Source organism: Pseudohaliea sp. (assembly GCF_040217025.1).
Classification (GTDB): Bacteria; Pseudomonadota; Gammaproteobacteria; order Pseudomonadales; family Halieaceae; genus Pseudohaliea.
In genome coordinates this window covers 164,592-181,607 of record NZ_JAVJOA010000012.1, presented here as the reverse complement: position 1 = coordinate 181,607, position 17,016 = coordinate 164,592, and the positions used below count along the sequence as shown (strand labels likewise).

Below are 17,016 nucleotides of genomic sequence, written 5' to 3'. Positions count from 1 at the left end.
CCTCCACTGGGAGTCTAGCGTTTCAGGGTACCGGATTCGCCCTGCCGGCAGGCGGGCAATCCTGCGCAACCTTGATCGCGGTCAAGGCCGCGGTAGTCGTGTCCGGGGCCGGCAGGCGGTAGACGCGGTCGGCGATCTCGGCGAGGGCGGGCCGGTGCGAAACGGCGAGGATCGTGAGCCTGCCCTTTAGGCGCTGGAGCGTCCGGCAGATCGCCGCCTCGCTGAAGTCGTCGAGGGCGCTGGTCGCCTCGTCCAGGATCAGCAGCCGGGGGCGGTGAGCCAGGGCCCGGGCGATGAGAATGCGCTGGCGCTGGCCCCCGGAGAGACGCCCGCCGCGCTCGCCGACCACGTGCGAAAGCGCCCCCGGGAGCCGGGCGACGAGGTCCCAGGCATCGGCCTCGCGCAGCGCCCGCTCGGCATCGGCGGGACCGAGGCCCGGGTCGCCGAGGGTGACGTTGTGCAGCACGCTGTCATGGAGCAGGTGGGTTTCCTGCGGCACGTAGCCGACCTGCTGTCGCCAGGCGGCCAGCGCGGTTTCCTGCAGCGGTTGGCCGTCGACCAGTACCTGCCCTGCCTGGGGGGTCGCAAAGCCCAGCACCAGGTCCAGCAGCGTCGATTTGCCCGATCCCGAGGGACCGATCAGCGTGGTCAGGGTGCCGGCGGCAATATGCAGGTCGAGCCCGTCGAAGAGCGGTGCGTCGCCGTAGCTGAAGCGGATGTTGTCCAGGGTAATGCCCCGGCGCAGCGGTGGCGGCGGGCGCGATCCTCCCCGCTCGCCCGCAGCGCGCGCCGCGGCAATGGTGCCTAGGCAGGACAGGTAGGCACTCTCGCCGGTCGCGACCCTCTGGTACTCCTTCTGCACCTTGCCCAGCTGCGCCAGCATCCTGCCGAGCACGAGGACCAGCACCAGCACCGTCGAGAAAGGCATCTGCAGCGGCACCAGGGCCAGGTAGAGGCCGGCGACGATGACGATGGCGAACAGCTCCTCCTGGCCGGCGGTCAGCGCTGCCGCACTCACGACCTGCCGCCGCAGGGCGCGGTCCAGGCGCTGGTTCTCGCCGACCAGCGCCGCCTCCACGAGGGATGCCCGGCCCATGGCCTTCAGCGGCCGCGCGGAGAGCAGGATATCGGCGAGCTGCCCGGCGAGGTCGCGCATGGACGCCGTCTGCCGGTGCCCGGCGCGGCGCGACGCGGCGACGAGAAGACTGCAGGTGCCGATGACCACGACGCCCGTGGCCAGGCCCACCAGCGTTGCCTGCCAGGAGATCGCGACGGCAACGGCGGCGTAGACCAGCGCCTGCAGCAGGAAAGTCACGGCGTTGATACCGGCGAGAAAGGCGGTGGCGACGCGCTGCGTTTCCATGCTCACCGTATTGGTGAGCGCGCCGGCGGGGAGCTGGAGGAAATGGCTCCAGCGGCTGGCGAGCGTGCTGGCCAGCAGTTCGTGGCGCAGCGCGGTCACGAAGCGCGTTGCCGTGATTCCGACCTGGCCGTGGGCCAGGAGCAGGAGCACGCTCTTCAGCGTGATGCCGAGAAGAATCAGGAAGAGGAGCGGGCCCAGCTCCGGCTCGATCCCGGCGGCTGCGAGCCAGCGCACGACCGCGTAGCCCGGGCCGTCGCCCGCCTCGCCCTCCACGGCCACCGTGAGCATGGGCAGGAGGCTGCCGAGACCCACGCCCTCGGCGAGGCTGGCGAGGAGCAAAGCGAGCAGCAGCAGGGCGCCGCGCAGCGGGTAGCGTCGGAAGATGTCGCCGAGCAGTCGCACGCTCAGGCCTCGATGCGGCCGGGCCAGCGCCGGCGCATGCACAGCCACTGGCCGGGCCGCTCGCGGATCCAGGACTCGAACAGCGCGTTCAGCCGCCGGCTGAGCGCGAGCACACCGGCGCGGGACGCGTCGTCTCCGACCAACGGCGCAAGCACACGGACGCGGTAGCTCCCCTGGGCGCGCCGTCCCGCCCGCACCGGCACCAGCGGGCAGCCCTGGCGCAGGGCGAGCCAGGCCGGGCTGATGGCAGTCATGGCCGGCCGGCCGAAAAACGGCAGCTGCTCACCGAAATCCGTGCGCTGGTCCGAGAGCAGGCCCACGGAACGGCCCGCCTTCAATGCGGCGAGCAGGGTGCGGATGGAATCGGTTTTCGGCACGAAGTCGCAGCCGAGAGCGCTGCGGTGGCGCTGCAGCATGGCGTCCACGTGGGGGTTGCTCTGCGGCGCATAGACCACGCTCAGGGGGATGCCGAGGCGGCTGAGGGCGAGCCCCGGCAGCTCCCAGTTGGCCAGGTGAGCCGTGACGAAGACCGCGGGCCGACCTGCGTCGAGCAGCATCCGGGTCGCCGGGTGCACTTCGGTCTCCAGCGCCCCCGCACCCGGTGCCGCGTAGCGGCCGAGGTGGGGATACTCGGCCAGCACCGCACCGAAGTTGCTCCAGACATCGCGGGCGATGGCGTCGCGTGCCGCGGCGCCGAGTTCCGGGTAGGCGAGTTCGAGGTTGCGGGCGACGAAACGCTGCTTGCGGGTCAGCGGCCCCAGCCAGCGGAACAGCCTGCTCCCGGCCGCGGCGGCGAGCGGCGGCGGGAGCAGGCTCGAGCAGGCCCAGAACATGCCGAGGGGCAGTGCCTGCGCGTGCCAGGCGAGGCGTCGGGGCCAGGGGGCGCTGTCCGGTCGGGCGTTCATGGCGCGTGGGTTGTCGGTGTCCTTTGCACGGCGCGCACGGTAGCAAACGGGTCCGGGGCGCCGGATAAGCCCCCGGGGAGGATTGCCGGGCCTGTGCCCTGGGCTAGTTTCGGCGCCACCTTCACCGACCAGCCGGGGACCGATGACCGCACCGCTGAAAGCCGCCTGCCTTGAAAAGCCTATAGAAACAAGGGTCTGGCTTCTCCAGAGCGACCGGGCGGGGGACAACAACCAGGTCGTCGCCCTGGGGGAACTACTCGGCCTGCCTGCGGCCCGGAAACGGGTCGTCTACCGCTCGCCGGTACTATTACCGAAGATCATTGCTGCCCGCTCCAGCAACCTGCTTGTGGCGGGCGTGGACCGGCGCCGCAGCACGCCGCTGGCGCCGCCCTGGCCCGACCTCGTTGTCAGTGCTGGACGGGAGATGGAGCCGGTGGCGCGCTGGATTCGCCGGCAGGCCGGGGGACGCACCCGCCTCGTGCACATGGGCCGCCCCTGGGCGCCGCTCGAGGCCTTCGACCTCGTCATCAGTACGCCGCAGTACGCGCTGCCCGAGCGGGACAACGTGCTGGTGATCGGTATGCCCCTGCACCGCGTCACGCGCGAGCGACTGGCCGTGGAAGCGGCGGCCTGGGCACCGCGGTTCAGCCGTCTGCCGGGCCCTCGTACGGTGGTGCTGCTCGGGGGTAACAGTGGCTCCTTCGTGTTCAATCCGCGCAAGGGCGCCGAGCTCGGGCGCCTGGTGAATGACCGGGCACGGGCGGAAGGGGGGTCCCTGCTGGTTACCGACAGTGCGCGGACGGCTCCGGAGACCTTCGAGGCCTTCGCTGCCGAGCTCACGGTGCCCAGCTATCTATATCGCTGGCAGGAGGGAGCAGCGAACAACCCCTATTTCGCCTTTCTCGGTGCAGCGGACAGGCTCGTCACCACGGGGGAAAGCGTGTCGATGCTTGCCGAGGCCAGCGTGACCGGCAAGCCGCTGTTCATCTACGATCTCGCCGAGCCCCTGCCCGCTGGCGGGACATCGCTGCAGCGCCTGCGCGCAGCCTTTCGCTATCACGCGCTGCGGGACCGCCTCGCCCACCTCTTCGGGCCCGCGTACATGCAGCGCGATATCGGCGTCATCCAGCGGCAGCTGGTCGCGGGCGGCGGGGCCGCCTGGCTGAATCGCGATGACGCCTACACCCGCGAAGCGACCTCGCGGCCTGCCGCGGCTGCCGATGAGCTCCGTGCCCTTTGGCGCATCCGCGATCTCCTTGGCCGGGCCATGCCGTGCTGATGCGCAGGACCATGGTGGCGCTCTCCCTGGCTGGTCTGCTCGCCGTGGACCTGCTGCTCGCCCGGCTTCCCTGGGGAGCGCTGGCGGAGGCCTACCAGGAGAACAGCGTGCTCGAGTACGGCCAGCTGGCGCTCGTGGCACTGGCAGCGCTGCTCGCTTGGCATCGCGTGGTCGTGGCAGTGGATGAATTCGGGCGCCGGGTGTTCGGCGCGCTGGCCCTGGCGCTGCTGGCGATCAGTTATCGCGAGGCGGACTTCCAGGCCTGGATTGCCCCCGGCAGCCTGCTGCACCAGCTCTCTTACCTGCTCAAGTACTCGGTCTTCCCGGCCTGCTACGGGTACCTGCTCTACCTGCTCCTGCGTTGCCTCTACCGGGAGCCGGCCCGAATGCTCCGCTTCCTTCTCGCCGGCGCCGGCCTCCTGCTGCCGCTGGCCACGGGACTCGTTCTTGCGGCGGCTGCGCTGGACAAGGGGCTGGTTCAGCTGGCGGTCCCGAACCGCCTCTTTGAGGAGCTACTCGAATTGAACGCCTACGCGTTGCTGCTCGTGCTGGTCACCGTAGGCGAAGCGCCGGCCGCAGACCTTGATCCGGGGTGCGGCCCGCGGGTTGACTGCGGCACGCTGCCGCCGGGATCGAAATGACCGCCGCGGAGCCGAAGGGGCTGCTGGCCGGCGGTGCCGTCGCCCGCTGGCCCCTGCCCGCGTTCGATGAAGGCGAGGTCCAGGGCGAGGCGCCTGCGGCCCTGCGCCAGGGAACTCTGCGCCTGGGTTTGCTCAGCAACGCCAACAGCGGCCGCAACCGTCGCCAACTCGATCGCCTGGAGGCTCTTGCGCAGCGTTACCCTCACGTCACGCACCTGCCCACGGGACACGGCGGGGAGGTGCGCGAAGCCCTCGCCGAGTTCGCCCGGCGCGAGATCGATGTGCTGGCCATCAACGGCGGTGACGGCACCGTGGCCCGGGTTCTCGGCGAGCTCCTTGAGCACGAGCCGTTCTCCAGGCGCCTTCCGCTGGCCCTGTTGTCAGGCGGCACCGCCAACATGACCGCGGGCCGGCTGGGCGTACGCGGCAGCCTGACTAGGGCTGCCAGGCGGCTGTTTGACTGGTCTGCCGGGCGGCATCGGGGCGCATGCGAAATGCTCAGCAGGCCGATCCTGAGGGTGCGTTTCGCCGACGGTCGCGACAATGCCTACGGCATGTTCGTCGGCGCCGGTGCGGTTATCCAGGGCACCGAGTATGCGCACCGCAAGCTCCACGCCCGCGGGCTCCGCGACAACGCCGGCCTCGCCATCGCCGTGGCGCGCACGCTTTGGGGTCTCAGTCGGGGGGACTGCCGCTTCAAGCGTCCGGTTCGGCTTTGCCTTTCCTTGGACGGCCATGCGGTTCTGGAAGAGGCGTCCGCTTCGATTCTGCTGGTCAGCAGCCTTCCGCGCCTGTTTTGCGGCGTGCGGCCGTTCTGGGGAGAGGGAGCCGGTGCCGTCAGGACTACGGTCATTGGCGGAGATGCGGAGTACCTGCTTCGCAGGCTGCCGCGGCTGCTCGCCGGACGACCCGGGACTAGCCTGTGCGCAGCCGAAGGCTTCTACAGCTACACGGGGCACCGCCTGTCGCTACGGCTGGACGGAGAGCTCAACCTTGATGGCGAACTGCATCGGGTCCGGCGTTGCCACGGTCCGGTGACCGTAGAACGTGGCGGCGACTTCACCTTCCTACGGTTGTAAAGCGATCGAGACGGCTGAAATCGACCTCGGCGCGCCGTGGCCCTGCTTTCACGTTTCGCTCACGCGGTAGGAACACAGGCTGCGGGCAGGGTCGTCACGCTCGAGTGCTTGATGCATCCCTGCGATACCCGTCGCGGTATCCGCACGGTATCCGCGATCGCCAGTGCGCGGAACGTCCGCTCGTGGATGCTCTGAGAGCGGGCCGACTTTCGCCGGCCCGCTTAGCTTCAGTGCCTTTCGTCCTTGTCCTCGATGCGTACCCGGGTCAGCGCAGTTTCGGACTGACGAAGCTGGTACACACCGTAGGCCATGAAGGAACCCAGGATCAGGAGATTGAGAATGGGTACTGCTGCTTGTGCCATGACGAAACTCCTTCGGCTATCGCGGACAACCGATCTGTTTGTTTGCAGGCAACATTACCTACGCTTTGAGCTACGCCCGCACCCTCGCAGGCAGATGCTGGCTGTCGAGCTTTTGCCACAGAGCGATGTGTAGCTGTCCGAATCAGCTGTCGGCGTCCAGGCTCGAGTTCACCCGCACGTGCGGTTCCTGGTGAGCTGGAATAACGCCGTTCTCAGCGTGGCACCGGGGGCTGCTTCGACATTGGATGGGCTGGCCGGCGCGGGTGGACTACTAGCGCTGTGCGTGCCTATCGAGGTCAGCAGCGCTGTGGCGCTCCAGCACCTGCTCTTCTTCCGGGCCCCAGGCACGATTCACGCGTCGGCCCCGGATCACGCCGGGGCGCTCAAAGACCTCTTCGGCCCAGCGCAGCACGTTGCGGTAGGAACCAACGTCGAGGAACTCAGCTGCGTCGTAGAGCTTCCCCATGGCCAGCGCGCCGTACCAGGGGAAGGTCGCTATGTCGGCGATCGTGTACTCGTCGCCGCAAAGGTAGCGGCGCCCCGCCAGGTTCCGATCGAGCACATCGAGCTGCCGCTTCACCTCCATGGCATAGCGGTTGATCGGATATTCCAGCTTCTCCGGTGCATAAGCGTAGAAATGCCCGAAGCCGCCGCCGAGGAAGGGCGCGCTGCCCATTTGCCACATGAGCCAGGAGTAGCACTCTGCGCGCGCGGTGAGGCTCGTGGGAACAAACCGGTCAAACTTCTCGGCAAGGTACAGGAGAATGGCGCCAGACTCGAAAACCCGCGCCGGATCGGGGCCGCTGTGATCTACCAGCGCAGGGATCTTTGAGTTGGGGTTGATCCCGACGAAGCCGCTTCCGAACTGCTCGCCCTCCTGGATGTTGATCAGCCAGGCGTCGTATTCCGCCTCGGCAACACCATCAGCCAGGAGTTCTTCCAGCATGACCGTAACTTTGACGCCGTTCGGCGTTGCGAGAGAGTAGAGCTGGAACGGATGCTCGCCGACGGGCAGTTCCCGCTCGTGTGTCGCGCCGGCGGTGGGGCGGTTGATGCCCGCAAAGCGACCGCCGCTTTCGTTGTCCCAGGTCCAGACCTTCGGGGGTGTGTAGCTGCTCTCGCTCATGGGTGTTCCTCCTTGGTTGCATTGCCTGTGGCGGCCGCTTAGGCCAGCTGTCTTTCGACGAATGGCCTCGCCATCTGCTTCGCCCGCGCTGCCGCTTCCTTGTCGCCCATCACGTAGGCATACACGATGGCGCCTTCCATGAGCAGGTTGAGTTCACCAGCCAGTGCAGCAGGGTCTTTTGCCCCGGCCAACTCCGCTTGCTGGCGGATGTAGTCCTCGACGAGTCGTTTGTGCTCCGCGGAAATCTTGTGGCTGGGGTGGCTTGGTTCGGCAAATTCTGCTGCGGCATTGATAAACATGCAGCCGCTGAATCCTTCCTCGTGGAACCAGCCGGTAAGAAAGTCGAACACGGCAAACAACCGCTCGCGCGGGTCAGAAGTTCGCCGTTCGGTCTCGCGCATCAGGTTGTTACGAAACAGTTCATCCCGCTTGCGTAGCGTCGCAAGGATGAGTTCATCCTTGGTTCGGAAATGGCTGTAGAGGGTTTTCTTGGAAACGCCGGCCTCGGTAATGATGGTGTCGACGCCCGTGCCGTTGAAGCCCTGGCGATAGAACAACTGCAACGCCTTGTCGACTATCTGGTCTCGCTTTGACGGTGACGGCATGATCGTCGCTCCTCTAGATACACCGATCAGTATATCTACTTGACACCTTAACTCAATCGTCAGTGTCGGTCATTTGCCCTTTTTCAAAGATAAATCGAGAGAAACTGCAGATTTATATAACAAAAACGTCTAGTCGGCGCGTTGACTAGCTAAACAGATCGGTCTACCTTTACCTCAAGATAGACAGATCGGTTTACCTAGCGAGGCACACCATGACTGAACAGATAAGGCCCCCCTTCACCCGCGAAACGGCGTTGGCGAAGGTCCAGCGAGCGGAGGACCTCTGGAACACGCGGGACCCCGCAACGGTTGCCCTGGCCTACACGGAGGATTCCCGCTGGCGCAACCGCAACGAGTTTCTGCGGGGGCGTGGCGAGATCGAGGCATTTCTGCAGCGCAAGTGGCGGCGGGAATTCGACTATCGCCTGCGCAAGGACCTGTTCACGTTTACCGGCAACCGGATCGCCGTGAAGTTTCACTACGAGTACCGGGACGACAGCGGCCAGTGGTTTCGCGCGTTCGGCCTCGAGCACTGGACCTTCGACGACGACGGGCTGATGAACAATCGTGACGCCAGCATCAATGAAGTCGCGATTCGCGAGGACCAGCGGCAGCTTTTCGCTGCGGACGATCGCTCCTGAGCGGGTCAGCGTCGTGCCTTGGGGCCCGGCGCTTGCTCCAGAGGTCGTGCCATCCATGGTCAGTACAAAGGACGAGAAAGGGGAGGATCGCGATGCAGAAAAATCCGAGCTGATGTCACGCGCCTGCAGCGACCCGCTGCCGGCGATGACTGCAGCCACGCAGTACCGGCAACACTCACTTATCCACGACGAGTAACAAGGAGTCACACGACATGAAACTTTTTCAGACCCTGAAGCGTTTTACCGCGGTTATCGCGGTCGCCCTTTCCGCCGGCAGTTTCGCGGCGGATGTCCACATCAACGCTGACGCCAATGACCTGGCGATTCATGGCTACGATCCGGTTGCCTATTTCTCGGGTTCCGGCCCGGCAAAGGGCAAGTCGAAGTACAGCGCCTCTTACGAGGACGCGATCTACCACTTCGCATCGGAGTCGAATCGCGACGTTTTTCGCGCCGATCCCTCCAAGTACGCACCGCAGTTCGGGGGCTACTGCGCAATGGGGGTAGCTCTCAACAAGAAGCTGGACGTCGATCCGATGGCCTGGCACATCGAGGACGGCAAGCTGTATCTGAACCTCAACAAGCAGGTCCAGAAGAAGTGGTTCGAGGATGTACCGGGCAACATCGCGACCGCCGAGCGCAACTGGTCCGGCATTCACAACCTGACGGTTGCCGAAGTCAATGAAGACTGACTGAACCGGTCCCCTATTGGCCTTCGAGGGTCCGTTCTACGGGAGAGGTGTGAGACTCCAAGCTCCTTCCCCTGAGCCCCTCCCCAGGACCTTCGGGGCCCTTTTTTAAGACACAGCTGAAGGAATAGACAGTTATGGACAAGAAACTGATTGCAAGCGCCGCCCTGGCGGCAGCCCTCTCCACCCTGGTGGTCGCACCCGTAAGCGCGGCCGGCAAGGAGAAGTGTTACGGCATCGCCGGCATCGGCCAGAACGATTGCGGCAACCTGGCCGGAACCCATTCCTGCGCCGGCCAGTCCACGGTCGATAAGGACCCTGGCGAATGGAAACTGGTGGACAAGGGCACCTGCGAGGATCTGGGCGGGATGCTCAAGACAGAAGCCAAGGCGCGTTACGAGGCCAGCAAAAAGAAAGGCTAGGCCTGGCCATAAACATCACCTTGAACCACGAGGCGCCATCGGCGCCTCTGTCCAGACGAAGAGGCAAGTAAACATGGAACAGCTAAAGAAAGTGGCCTTCATGGCCGCATTGCTGGCGTCGGCGACTGCGGCTGCAGACACCGTCACCGGACACGTGATCGATACCGCACCGGCAAAAACTGCGGTCGGTATTTCGGGATTCCTCCTGGGAGGAGCCGTCACTGGTGGCCCGGTAGGTGCCTTGATCGGGGGCGGACTCGGCTGGGTGCTGGGCGACAAGAGCCAGGAAGCGATCGGCGTCGGCGATACGGCGTACCGGGTCAGAAAAGCGGACGGAAAGGAAGTTACCGTGCGCTCGCCAAAGGCAACCTGGTTCATCGGTGACGAGGTGGAAATCATCGGTAATCGCCTGGTTGCCGTGCCCTCGGCTGAGACCGCCAGTAGCCGCTACGCCTTCTAGCTGAACAAGGTGCACAGGACAATGAACGCGGAAGCAGGAAACAGCCGGACAACAGCACCGCTGGTGGGCGTCGGGCTGCGGCATCCGCATTACGAGGCGGCTCTTTCCGGCGAGGCCGATGTCGACTTCGTCGAGGTCCATGCGGAGAACTTCTTTGTCGATGGCGGTGCAAGACTCGCCGTGCTGGAGCACGCCCGCGAACTCTATGACATCAGCTTGCATTGCACGGCCCTGGGCCTCGGCTCGGCGGTCGGTACGTCCGAGCAAGCAGTGGCGAAGCTCGCCGAGCTGGTTGCGCGCTTCGATCCTCTGCTTGTCTCCGATCATCTCTGCTTCAGCTGGGTGGATATCGACGGCCGGCCGGTGCATGCCGGTGACCTGCTACCCCTTGCGCGAACGGCCGAATCCCTTGCCGTGCTGGAAGTCAACATTGACCGTGTTCAGCAGGCTATCGGCAGACCGCTTCTGGTAGAAAACGTCACCTCTTATCTCGATGAGGCGGAGCCTGACTACGGTGAAGCAGAGTTTCTCTGTCGCCTCGTTGAGCGCACCGGTTGCCTGCTGCTGGTCGATATCAACAACCTGCTTGTAAACGCCCATAACCAGGACAGTCCAAGCCCGATCGAGGCTGCGAAGTCCTGGCTCGACGAGATTCCCGGCGCGGCTGTCGGTGAGATTCACCTGGCCGGGTATTCACCCGTGCAGCGCGGAGAGCTCGCGATCGACGACCACAGCGCGCCGGTATCGGAAGCGGCCTGGCAGGTATACGACTACGCCCTTTGGCGCCTGGGCATGGTTCCCACACTGGTCGAGTGGGACCAGGACCTGCCCGAGTGGACTGTGCTGCAGGAGCAGGCGCAGCGCGCCCGGCACATCGGCAGCGCTGATCCGGCTGCTCGGGGTAACTTCTGATGAGAAAGATGAACAGCCGCGAGCTGTCATTGGCCGAGCAGCAGTCCCGGCTGGTGACGCTGATCTTCGATGCTGCGGCGCGGGGTGGTCCTATGAAGCGGGGGCAGGGCATCGACGTTTACCGCCGGAACCTGCTGGCCGTCGCCACAGCTGCCCTCAGCGTGACCTACCCAACGGTGCAGCGTGTGCTGGGTCAGACGGCCTTCGCGGCGCTGGCAGGAGAACTGCTGGCGCTTCACCCGCCCGATAGGGGTGACTGGGGGGAGTGGGGCGACCAATTCCCGCGTCTGATCGGGAACTCCGCGAAAGGAGAGCAGTTTCCCTTTGTCGCGCCGGTTGCTGAACTCGATTGGCTGCGTCATCGAGCCGACCGGGCGGCTGACAATCGTTTCGATGCCTCTACGGCATCGTTGCTCGAAGCTCATCCCATCGATGAGGTCGGGATCGCCCTCGCACGGCACGTGGGTGTGATCAGCTCCGTCTTCCCGCTGGTCGAAATTTTTGACTGGCATGCGGCCCCGGCCGCTTCCGGTGCGAACCTCAAGGTCGCCGGAACTCCCCGTCCGATGCTCGTCTACCGGCCCGAGTTCCGGGTAGAGCAGCGGTACATCGACCCCGTGGACTACGCGTTCCTGCTTGGGCTACGTGCGGGTCGCCCCATCGGCAGTCTGCTCGATGAGCTGACGAGCGAGGGGTTCGACTTTCCTGCGTGGCTGGAACAGGCCATCGAATTCAACATCATCCACCGTTTCTACCTGATCTAGGAGGCACATCATGCAACTCACCTTTCAGTCACTGGCCCGGGGCTACTATCGCTTGTCAGAGCCGCTTGTGAACGGGGCCTTTCTCGCCCAGGCGGCAGCACGTTTCTACGTGGCGTGGGTCTTCTTCGCCTCAGGGCTCACGAAACTCCGCGACTGGGAGACTACGCTCTTCCTGTTTGAGTACGAGTACAGCGTCCCCCTGCTGCCTTTTGACGTGGCTGCCTGGCTGGCTACGGCGGGTGAGATTGCTTTACCCATTCTACTGCTGGCCGGGTTTGCCAGTCGCTTCGCGGCCGCGGGTCTGTTCATCGTCAATGCCGTTGCAGTGGTCAGCCTGGAAGAGCTGGCGCCCGCGGCGCTCAACCTGCATTACATCTGGGGCATCCTCCTGCTGCAGATCTTCATCTGGGGTGGTGGCCTGCTGTCCTTCGACCGTCTGACGCGCCCGGCCCGGCACTAGGGGAGACCGACGTTGCTTTCGGTTCAACATCCTCGCTGCGCAGTCACCGATGACGTTCGTGCGCCCTTTGGTCTGAGCGCCGTGATTCGCTGCTTCGCTCTCGGTGTGCTTCTCCTGCTTGCAGGCTGCGCGACATCGGGCGACCCCTACGAGCCGTTCAACCGCGGGGTTCTGAAGTTCAACGACGCGGCGGACAGTGCCGTCCTGAAACCGATCGCCGGGGGCTACAGGGCCGTGGTACCGGCCTTCGCGCAGGCGGGGCTCTCCAATTTTCTTGGCAATCTTCAGGAACCCTGGACCTCGGTGAACCAGCTACTGCAGGGCAAGCCCGGGCTGTTTGCCAGTGACCTCGCCCGCTTCGTCGTCAACACCACGGTCGGGGTGGCAGGTCTTTTCGATGTGGCGACCGCCGCCGGGCTCGAAAAGCACCGCGAGGACTTCGGTCAGACCCTGGCTGTGTGGGGCGTGCCGCCAGGCCCGTTCCTGATGGTGCCGTTCTGGGGGCCGAGCACTGCCCGAGACGGTATCGGTGATATCGCGGGAATCTACGGCTGGCCCCCTTCCTATTTTGACAGCCGCGCGGCACGCAATGTCACTGCTGCACTCTGGATCATCAAGACAAGGTCGGATTACCTCGGAGCCGAGCGTCTGCTGCAGGGCGATCGTTACCTGTTCCTCCGCGATGCTTTCCTTCAGAACCGGGCGTATCGGATCAATGACGGGCAGATCGTCGATGATCCATTCCTTTCGGAAGTGCTCTAGCCCATGAAAAGCGCATCGTCGATCCTCGACCTTCGCTCGATTCTCGCTCTTCGATACCGGCGCTGCATCGAACAGCCGATCCTGATACTCGCCGTTGTGTTCGTCCTCTGCCTGCTCGCCGGAACGCAGATCAAGTATTTTCGCTTCGACGCATCTTCAGATTCGCTGATCGCTCGTGGCGACCCGGACCTTCTGTTCTTCGAAGAGGTTTCGGAGCGCTTCTCCCAGGCCCCTGCGTTGATCGTCACTGTTCGTCCCCTGGCCAGAGACCTCTTCTCCAGCGCCGGCGTGAAGCTCGTGGACGGGCTGGTGCGTGAACTGGAGGCGCTGGCAGCCGTAGCCAGCGTCCAATCGCTCCTGGATGCACCCCTGCTGCGAAGTCCACCGGTGCCCCTGTCGGAGCTGGCCGAGGGGTTTCGTACCCTGCGGTCGACCGATGTCGACTTCGCGCTCGCCCGCGACGAACTGCTGAACAGCCCTGTCTTCAGCGAGTTGCTTGTCAACGTCGAGGGCAGTCTCGCGGCAATCGTCGTCAATCTGAACGAATCCGAGACCCTGCGCGACGCCCGGGTGCGCATGGAGGCCGTCGCCAGCGATCCGGCAGGGGATGGCGACGCACGGGCGCTTGCCCGGGCTGCCTTGACCGAGGCCAGGGAGACCGCGCAGCAGGAACTGGCGGCGACCATCGCCGGGATACGCAGTATCCGGGAAAGCCATGAAGGCGAGGCGGAGATCTATCTCGGGGGCGTACCCCTGGTGGCGTCCGATATGGTCCGGTTCGTTCGCAGCGACATGCTGGGTTTCGGTGCCGCTGTGCTCGCGCTGATTGCCGTGGCGCTGTTTTTCTTCTTCCGCGAGCTAAGGTGGGTGTTTATCCCCCTGGGCACTTCCCTGGTGACCGTGTGGCTGACGATGGGTGTCATCGCTGCGCTGGGTCAGCCCGTGACCGCTGTGTCGGCAAACTTTGTGGCACTGCTCACGATCACGACCGTCTCCTTTACGGTCCACCTCATCGCGTCGTTTCGCGAGCTCGCGGGGAGGGCGTCGGACATGCTGGCCTGTGATCTCGCCTTCGAGACAATGAAGGACAAGCTGGCGCCCTGCGTGTTTACGGCGCTGACCACGGTGGTTGCGTTCGGCTCGCTCGTAGTGAGTGATATTGTCCCCATTCGCACCTTTGGCTGGATGATGTGTGTCGGCATCGTCGTATCGCTGGTTGTCACTTACAGCTTCTTTGCGAGCATTCTCGTACTGCTGCCTGGTAAGAAGCTGCCCGGCAAGCATCACGGAACGCCGCGGCTCAGCGAGATTTTTGCGCGCCTTTCGACCACTCGCAGCAGAACCATAGTCGTTCTCGGCATCGTACTCGCCGTGGCCGCTGTCCATGGTGCGTCGGAGCTGACCCTCGGCAACAAGCTGGCCAAGTACTTCCGGGGGGATACGGAAATCCGCCAGGGACTCGAGGTGATCGACCGGGAGCTGGGTGGTACGGTGCCACTCGACATCATCCTTCAGTTTGACGCTTTCACGTCCACTGCGAGTCACGATGAGGACGCCTTCGCCGACCCTTTCGATGACCCGTTTTCCGACGGCTCGGGGCCCGACCCCTATCCAGAACGGTTCTGGTTCACACCGGAAAAGCTTCGCATCGTCGAGCGGCTGCAGGCGTTCCTGGATTCGCAGGACGCGATCGGCAAGACGCTGTCAGTCAGCAGCTTCGAGCGGGTGGCCCGGGGTTTCAACGACAACCAGCCACTTTCCTACGTCGCTCTCAGTGGCGTGCTCGGCGCCATCCCCGAAGACGTTCGCCGCAGCCTGATCGATCCTCTGGCCTCGCCGGCCGCCGGGCAGCTCCGCATCTCCGCGCGCCTGCGTGAGACGGCTACCGATTATGAGCTTTCAGCATTGATCTCCCGCATCGAGCGCCACGCCGTTGAAGAACTGGGGATCGAGCGCGCCAACTTCCATATTACGGGTATCGGAATCCTGTTCAACAACATGCTCAAGTTGTTCTTCGAATCCCAGTTTTCCACGCTGGGATTCGTGCTCCTGGCCACGCTGACCATGTTCACGTTACTGCTGCGCTCGTGGAAGTTGGCAGTGATCGGCCTTTTGCCGAATCTGCTGGCGGCGGGCCTCGTGCTCGCCTTCATGGGCTTTCTGGCGATTCCACTGGATGTCATGACCATCACCATTGCGGCGATCGTCATCGGCATCGGTGTCGATGATGCCATCCACTTCCTGCACCGATACCGCTCGCAGCTACAGCGAGGAAGCTCGGTCAGGCAGGCGGTCCTGATGAGCCACAGGACTACCGGTCAGGCCCTCTATTTTACCTCCGCGACGGTGATGGCCGGTTTCTCGGTGCTTCTGCTGTCGCGGTTCGTACCAACGGCGTACTTCGGGTGCCTGGCTGCGCTCGCGATGCTGCTCGCCCTCGTCGCGAATCTCATGCTACTGCCTGCGCTCCTGATGCTTTTCCATCGCCCAACTGGGAGGACCTTATGAGGATTCTTGCATGCAGCACCCTCGCGTTGCTGTTTCTTATTGTCTCGGTGTTGCATGCCGACGCTGAGCCTGTGGACCCCGCCGGGTTCGTGACGGTGCTTGTCAGTGATCTCGTCGCTACCGGAGCATCAACGGACGAAGTGTCACCCTCGACAGAGGCGCTGCTTGCCACAGAGGCGCTGCTTGCCGCTGCTCTCGATGTGGAGCGTATCTCGGCCGGTGTTCTCGGCAGGTACCGCTCTACGCTCGGGGTTGAGGAGATCACGCGCTTCCAGGCGGCGTTGCAGCGCTCCTTTGCCGGCCTGATTGTGCAGGCCCTGGCCGCGTTCGATGACTACGAGCTGGCTATTGTCTCGGTCAGGGAGGTGAAGGGCAGGGCCCAGGTGACTGCGCTCATGGCCCCCGACTCCGGCGGACGCTATGAGGCGGTCTTCGCCCTTGCCGAGGATGGCGATTCCTGGGCAGCCCAGAATCTCACGCTGAACGGGGTCAACCTCGGGCTTACCTACCGCAACCAGTTTGCAGCCCTGATGCAGGAGAACGGGGAAGATTTCGACGCGACGCTGGCCGCCTGGCAGCGGGAGCTCAAGACGGTGGTTGCGGCTTCCGGTGGGTGACGGCAGCCGCTTGCGGCTCGGCGCTGACCTCGCTGCCAAAGGTGTCCTTCAGCCACTCCACGAAGGTACGGATCTTTCGGTTTTCCATGGTCCTGGGTAGCGCCAGCGCTCGGTAACTCGCGCCGGGCAACGCCACTGCACAGTCAAGGGGTTGCAGCAGGCCCCGGGCCAGGAGGTCCGCCGCCAGCACAGAGCTCGCCAGCGCAATACCTCGGCCCGCAATAGCCGCCTGCAATACGTAGAGTTCCTCGTCGAAGGTAACGAGCCGGCTCTCCTCGAAGGCGGGCAACCCGGCGACCTCGAACCAGCGGGCCCAGTTCACATCGCCCAGCACCGGCTGTTGCCAGCTTGTCGCCAGCAGTATGCCGTCCCTCGCGATGTCCGTTCCGACCAGGGATGGTGCCGCCATGGCAATAAAGTGCTCCGCCATCAGCGGCAGCTCAGCCAGCCCCGCCTGCGGATGGGCGCTATAGCGGATGACGAGGTCGGTGCCCCGCTCGCGGTGCAGGTCCACCCGTTGCGTTGAGGTGTCAATCTTCACCCGGATTTCGGGCTCACGCTCGTAGAACCTGGGTAGCTCCGGCACCAGCCGCAGCGTCGCGAAGGCCGCTGTGGTGGAGAGGTGAATCACCGTTACCTGGTCGAGCGCGTTCTCAAGGCCTGAGCGGATTTCCAGGAAACCCCGGGTCAGTGCCGGTGCCAGGGCACGGCCGACCTCCGTCAATGCCACGCTGCGCGTTCTGCGCTCGAACAGGCCCATACCGAGGGTCGATTCCAGGGACCGTATCTGGTGCGAGATCGCCGTAGGCGTGACGAAGAGTTCGTCGGCGGCCGCCTTGAAGCTGCCCAGCCGTGCCGCCGCCTCAAAGGCGCGAAGTGCGGGCAGCGGTGGCAATCGTGCGAACATTTATACCTGAATGCAGCTCATCTATTAGTGGAATTTACTCCTTTGTCATGCAGCTTTTGAAGGGTGAATAATTCATCTGACACACCATTGACTAACCATTATTCATTTATAG

The 17,016-nt window shown here is 64.5% G+C and carries 19 protein-coding genes; 13 read left to right on the top strand and 6 right to left on the bottom strand.

Features of this window, described 5'->3' with window-relative positions; all coding sequences use genetic code 11:
* Positions 1 to 22: 22 nt before the first annotated feature.
* Both RKE50_RS17755 and RKE50_RS17750 read right to left on the bottom strand, forming a co-directional pair.
* On the bottom strand, positions 23 to 1,765 hold the full coding sequence (locus tag RKE50_RS17755; RefSeq protein WP_350038767.1) for an ABC transporter ATP-binding protein: 1,743 nt from the start codon (positions 1,763 to 1,765) through the stop codon (positions 23 to 25).
* A gap of 2 nt (positions 1,766 to 1,767) precedes the next feature.
* Entirely contained in the window at positions 1,768 to 2,670 is a 903-nt protein-coding gene (locus RKE50_RS17750) for a lysophospholipid acyltransferase family protein (RefSeq protein WP_350038765.1), read from the bottom strand.
* Between the two features lie 142 nt (positions 2,671 to 2,812).
* On the opposite strand from RKE50_RS17750, the gene RKE50_RS17745 reads away from it, so the two are divergent.
* The 3 genes from RKE50_RS17745 to RKE50_RS17735 are packed head-to-tail and all read left to right on the top strand — an operon-like array spanning position 2,813 to position 5,669.
* On the top strand, positions 2,813 to 3,949 hold the full coding sequence (locus RKE50_RS17745) for a mitochondrial fission ELM1 family protein (protein WP_350038763.1): 1,137 nt from the start codon (positions 2,813 to 2,815) through the stop codon (positions 3,947 to 3,949).
* Positions 3,943 to 4,590: a hypothetical protein gene (locus tag RKE50_RS17740; RefSeq protein ID WP_350038761.1), complete on the top strand. Its 648-nt coding sequence runs from the start codon at positions 3,943 to 3,945 to the stop codon at positions 4,588 to 4,590. The genes RKE50_RS17745 and RKE50_RS17740 overlap by 7 nt, the downstream gene beginning before the upstream one ends.
* On the top strand, positions 4,587 to 5,669 hold the full coding sequence (locus tag RKE50_RS17735) for a diacylglycerol/lipid kinase family protein (protein WP_350038759.1): 1,083 nt from the start codon (positions 4,587 to 4,589) through the stop codon (positions 5,667 to 5,669). The genes RKE50_RS17740 and RKE50_RS17735 overlap by 4 nt, the downstream gene beginning before the upstream one ends.
* A gap of 227 nt (positions 5,670 to 5,896) precedes the next feature.
* Here the strand turns inward: RKE50_RS17735 and RKE50_RS17730 are convergent, their stop codons facing one another.
* The 3 genes from RKE50_RS17730 to RKE50_RS17720 form a co-directional block, all read right to left on the bottom strand.
* Positions 5,897 to 6,031 (bottom strand): hypothetical protein, encoded by a 135-nt coding sequence (locus RKE50_RS17730; protein WP_350038757.1) that lies wholly within the window; start codon positions 6,029 to 6,031, stop codon positions 5,897 to 5,899.
* Positions 6,032 to 6,302: 271 nt separating this feature from the next.
* Entirely contained in the window at positions 6,303 to 7,157 is an 855-nt protein-coding gene (yghU, locus tag RKE50_RS17725; RefSeq protein ID WP_350038755.1) for a glutathione-dependent disulfide-bond oxidoreductase, read from the bottom strand.
* A 38-nt stretch (positions 7,158 to 7,195) separates the two neighbouring features.
* Positions 7,196 to 7,762, bottom strand: coding sequence for a TetR/AcrR family transcriptional regulator (locus RKE50_RS17720; protein ID WP_350038753.1), 567 nt, complete (start codon positions 7,760 to 7,762; stop codon positions 7,196 to 7,198).
* A 212-nt stretch (positions 7,763 to 7,974) separates the two neighbouring features.
* Between RKE50_RS17720 and RKE50_RS17715 the strand changes: the two genes are divergently transcribed.
* From RKE50_RS17715 to RKE50_RS17670, 10 genes are all read left to right on the top strand, one after another.
* Positions 7,975 to 8,403 (top strand): nuclear transport factor 2 family protein, encoded by a 429-nt coding sequence (locus tag RKE50_RS17715; RefSeq protein WP_350038751.1) that lies wholly within the window; start codon positions 7,975 to 7,977, stop codon positions 8,401 to 8,403.
* Positions 8,404 to 8,615: 212 nt separating this feature from the next.
* Positions 8,616 to 9,095 carry a YHS domain-containing (seleno)protein gene (locus RKE50_RS17710; RefSeq protein ID WP_350038749.1) on the top strand — a complete coding sequence of 160 codons (480 nt, stop codon included), beginning with the start codon at positions 8,616 to 8,618 and terminating at the stop codon, positions 9,093 to 9,095.
* Positions 9,096 to 9,229: 134 nt separating this feature from the next.
* The gene (locus RKE50_RS17705; protein WP_350038747.1) at positions 9,230 to 9,514 is read left to right on the top strand and encodes a BufA1 family periplasmic bufferin-type metallophore; all 285 of its coding nucleotides are present in this window, start codon (positions 9,230 to 9,232) and stop codon (positions 9,512 to 9,514) included.
* Positions 9,515 to 9,587: 73 nt separating this feature from the next.
* Positions 9,588 to 9,974 carry a hypothetical protein gene (locus RKE50_RS17700; protein WP_350038745.1) on the top strand — a complete coding sequence of 129 codons (387 nt, stop codon included), beginning with the start codon at positions 9,588 to 9,590 and terminating at the stop codon, positions 9,972 to 9,974.
* Positions 9,975 to 9,995: 21 nt separating this feature from the next.
* Positions 9,996 to 10,886, top strand: coding sequence for an MbnB/TglH/ChrH family RiPP precursor modification enzyme (locus RKE50_RS17695; protein WP_350038743.1), 891 nt, complete (start codon positions 9,996 to 9,998; stop codon positions 10,884 to 10,886).
* The gene (locus RKE50_RS17690) at positions 10,886 to 11,650 is read left to right on the top strand and encodes an HvfC/BufC family peptide modification chaperone (RefSeq protein ID WP_350038741.1); all 765 of its coding nucleotides are present in this window, start codon (positions 10,886 to 10,888) and stop codon (positions 11,648 to 11,650) included. Before RKE50_RS17695 ends, RKE50_RS17690 begins: the two co-directional genes overlap by 1 nt.
* A gap of 10 nt (positions 11,651 to 11,660) precedes the next feature.
* Positions 11,661 to 12,110 (top strand): DoxX family protein, encoded by a 450-nt coding sequence (locus RKE50_RS17685; protein WP_350038739.1) that lies wholly within the window; start codon positions 11,661 to 11,663, stop codon positions 12,108 to 12,110.
* Positions 12,111 to 12,122: 12 nt separating this feature from the next.
* The gene (locus tag RKE50_RS17680; RefSeq protein ID WP_350038737.1) at positions 12,123 to 12,872 is read left to right on the top strand and encodes an MlaA family lipoprotein; all 750 of its coding nucleotides are present in this window, start codon (positions 12,123 to 12,125) and stop codon (positions 12,870 to 12,872) included.
* A 3-nt stretch (positions 12,873 to 12,875) separates the two neighbouring features.
* Positions 12,876 to 15,380, top strand: coding sequence for an efflux RND transporter permease subunit (locus RKE50_RS17675; RefSeq protein ID WP_350038735.1), 2,505 nt, complete (start codon positions 12,876 to 12,878; stop codon positions 15,378 to 15,380).
* Positions 15,377 to 15,997 carry an MlaC/ttg2D family ABC transporter substrate-binding protein gene (locus RKE50_RS17670; RefSeq protein ID WP_350038733.1) on the top strand — a complete coding sequence of 207 codons (621 nt, stop codon included), beginning with the start codon at positions 15,377 to 15,379 and terminating at the stop codon, positions 15,995 to 15,997. The genes RKE50_RS17675 and RKE50_RS17670 overlap by 4 nt, the downstream gene beginning before the upstream one ends.
* On the opposite strand, the gene RKE50_RS17665 is transcribed toward RKE50_RS17670, so the two are convergent.
* On the bottom strand, positions 15,966 to 16,904 hold the full coding sequence (locus RKE50_RS17665) for a LysR family transcriptional regulator (protein ID WP_350038731.1): 939 nt from the start codon (positions 16,902 to 16,904) through the stop codon (positions 15,966 to 15,968). The genes RKE50_RS17670 and RKE50_RS17665 overlap by 32 nt on opposite strands.
* Positions 16,905 to 17,016 lie beyond the last annotated feature (112 nt).

What these genes read in the sequence shown, in the direction of transcription:
- RKE50_RS17735 (WP_350038759.1), top strand. Translation starts at nt 4,587, where the DNA reads ATGACCGCCGCGGAGCCGAAGGGGCTGCTGGCCGGCGGTGCCGTCGCC.
- RKE50_RS17720 (WP_350038753.1), bottom strand. Translation starts at nt 7,762, where the DNA reads ATGCCGTCACCGTCAAAGCGAGACCAGATAGTCGACAAGGCGTTGCAG.
- RKE50_RS17665 (WP_350038731.1), bottom strand. Translation starts at nt 16,904, where the DNA reads ATGTTCGCACGATTGCCACCGCTGCCCGCACTTCGCGCCTTTGAGGCG.
- RKE50_RS17700 (WP_350038745.1), top strand. Translation starts at nt 9,588, where the DNA reads ATGGAACAGCTAAAGAAAGTGGCCTTCATGGCCGCATTGCTGGCGTCG.
- RKE50_RS17695 (WP_350038743.1), top strand. Translation starts at nt 9,996, where the DNA reads ATGAACGCGGAAGCAGGAAACAGCCGGACAACAGCACCGCTGGTGGGC.
- RKE50_RS17705 (WP_350038747.1), top strand. Translation starts at nt 9,230, where the DNA reads ATGGACAAGAAACTGATTGCAAGCGCCGCCCTGGCGGCAGCCCTCTCC.
- RKE50_RS17750 (WP_350038765.1), bottom strand. Translation starts at nt 2,670, where the DNA reads ATGAACGCCCGACCGGACAGCGCCCCCTGGCCCCGACGCCTCGCCTGG.
- RKE50_RS17685 (WP_350038739.1), top strand. Translation starts at nt 11,661, where the DNA reads ATGCAACTCACCTTTCAGTCACTGGCCCGGGGCTACTATCGCTTGTCA.
- RKE50_RS17670 (WP_350038733.1), top strand. Translation starts at nt 15,377, where the DNA reads ATGAGGATTCTTGCATGCAGCACCCTCGCGTTGCTGTTTCTTATTGTC.
- RKE50_RS17690 (WP_350038741.1), top strand. Translation starts at nt 10,886, where the DNA reads ATGAGAAAGATGAACAGCCGCGAGCTGTCATTGGCCGAGCAGCAGTCC.
- RKE50_RS17745 (WP_350038763.1), top strand. Translation starts at nt 2,813, where the DNA reads ATGACCGCACCGCTGAAAGCCGCCTGCCTTGAAAAGCCTATAGAAACA.
- RKE50_RS17715 (WP_350038751.1), top strand. Translation starts at nt 7,975, where the DNA reads ATGACTGAACAGATAAGGCCCCCCTTCACCCGCGAAACGGCGTTGGCG.
- yghU (WP_350038755.1), bottom strand. Translation starts at nt 7,157, where the DNA reads ATGAGCGAGAGCAGCTACACACCCCCGAAGGTCTGGACCTGGGACAAC.
- RKE50_RS17730 (WP_350038757.1), bottom strand. Translation starts at nt 6,031, where the DNA reads ATGGCACAAGCAGCAGTACCCATTCTCAATCTCCTGATCCTGGGTTCC.
- RKE50_RS17675 (WP_350038735.1), top strand. Translation starts at nt 12,876, where the DNA reads ATGAAAAGCGCATCGTCGATCCTCGACCTTCGCTCGATTCTCGCTCTT.
- RKE50_RS17710 (WP_350038749.1), top strand. Translation starts at nt 8,616, where the DNA reads ATGAAACTTTTTCAGACCCTGAAGCGTTTTACCGCGGTTATCGCGGTC.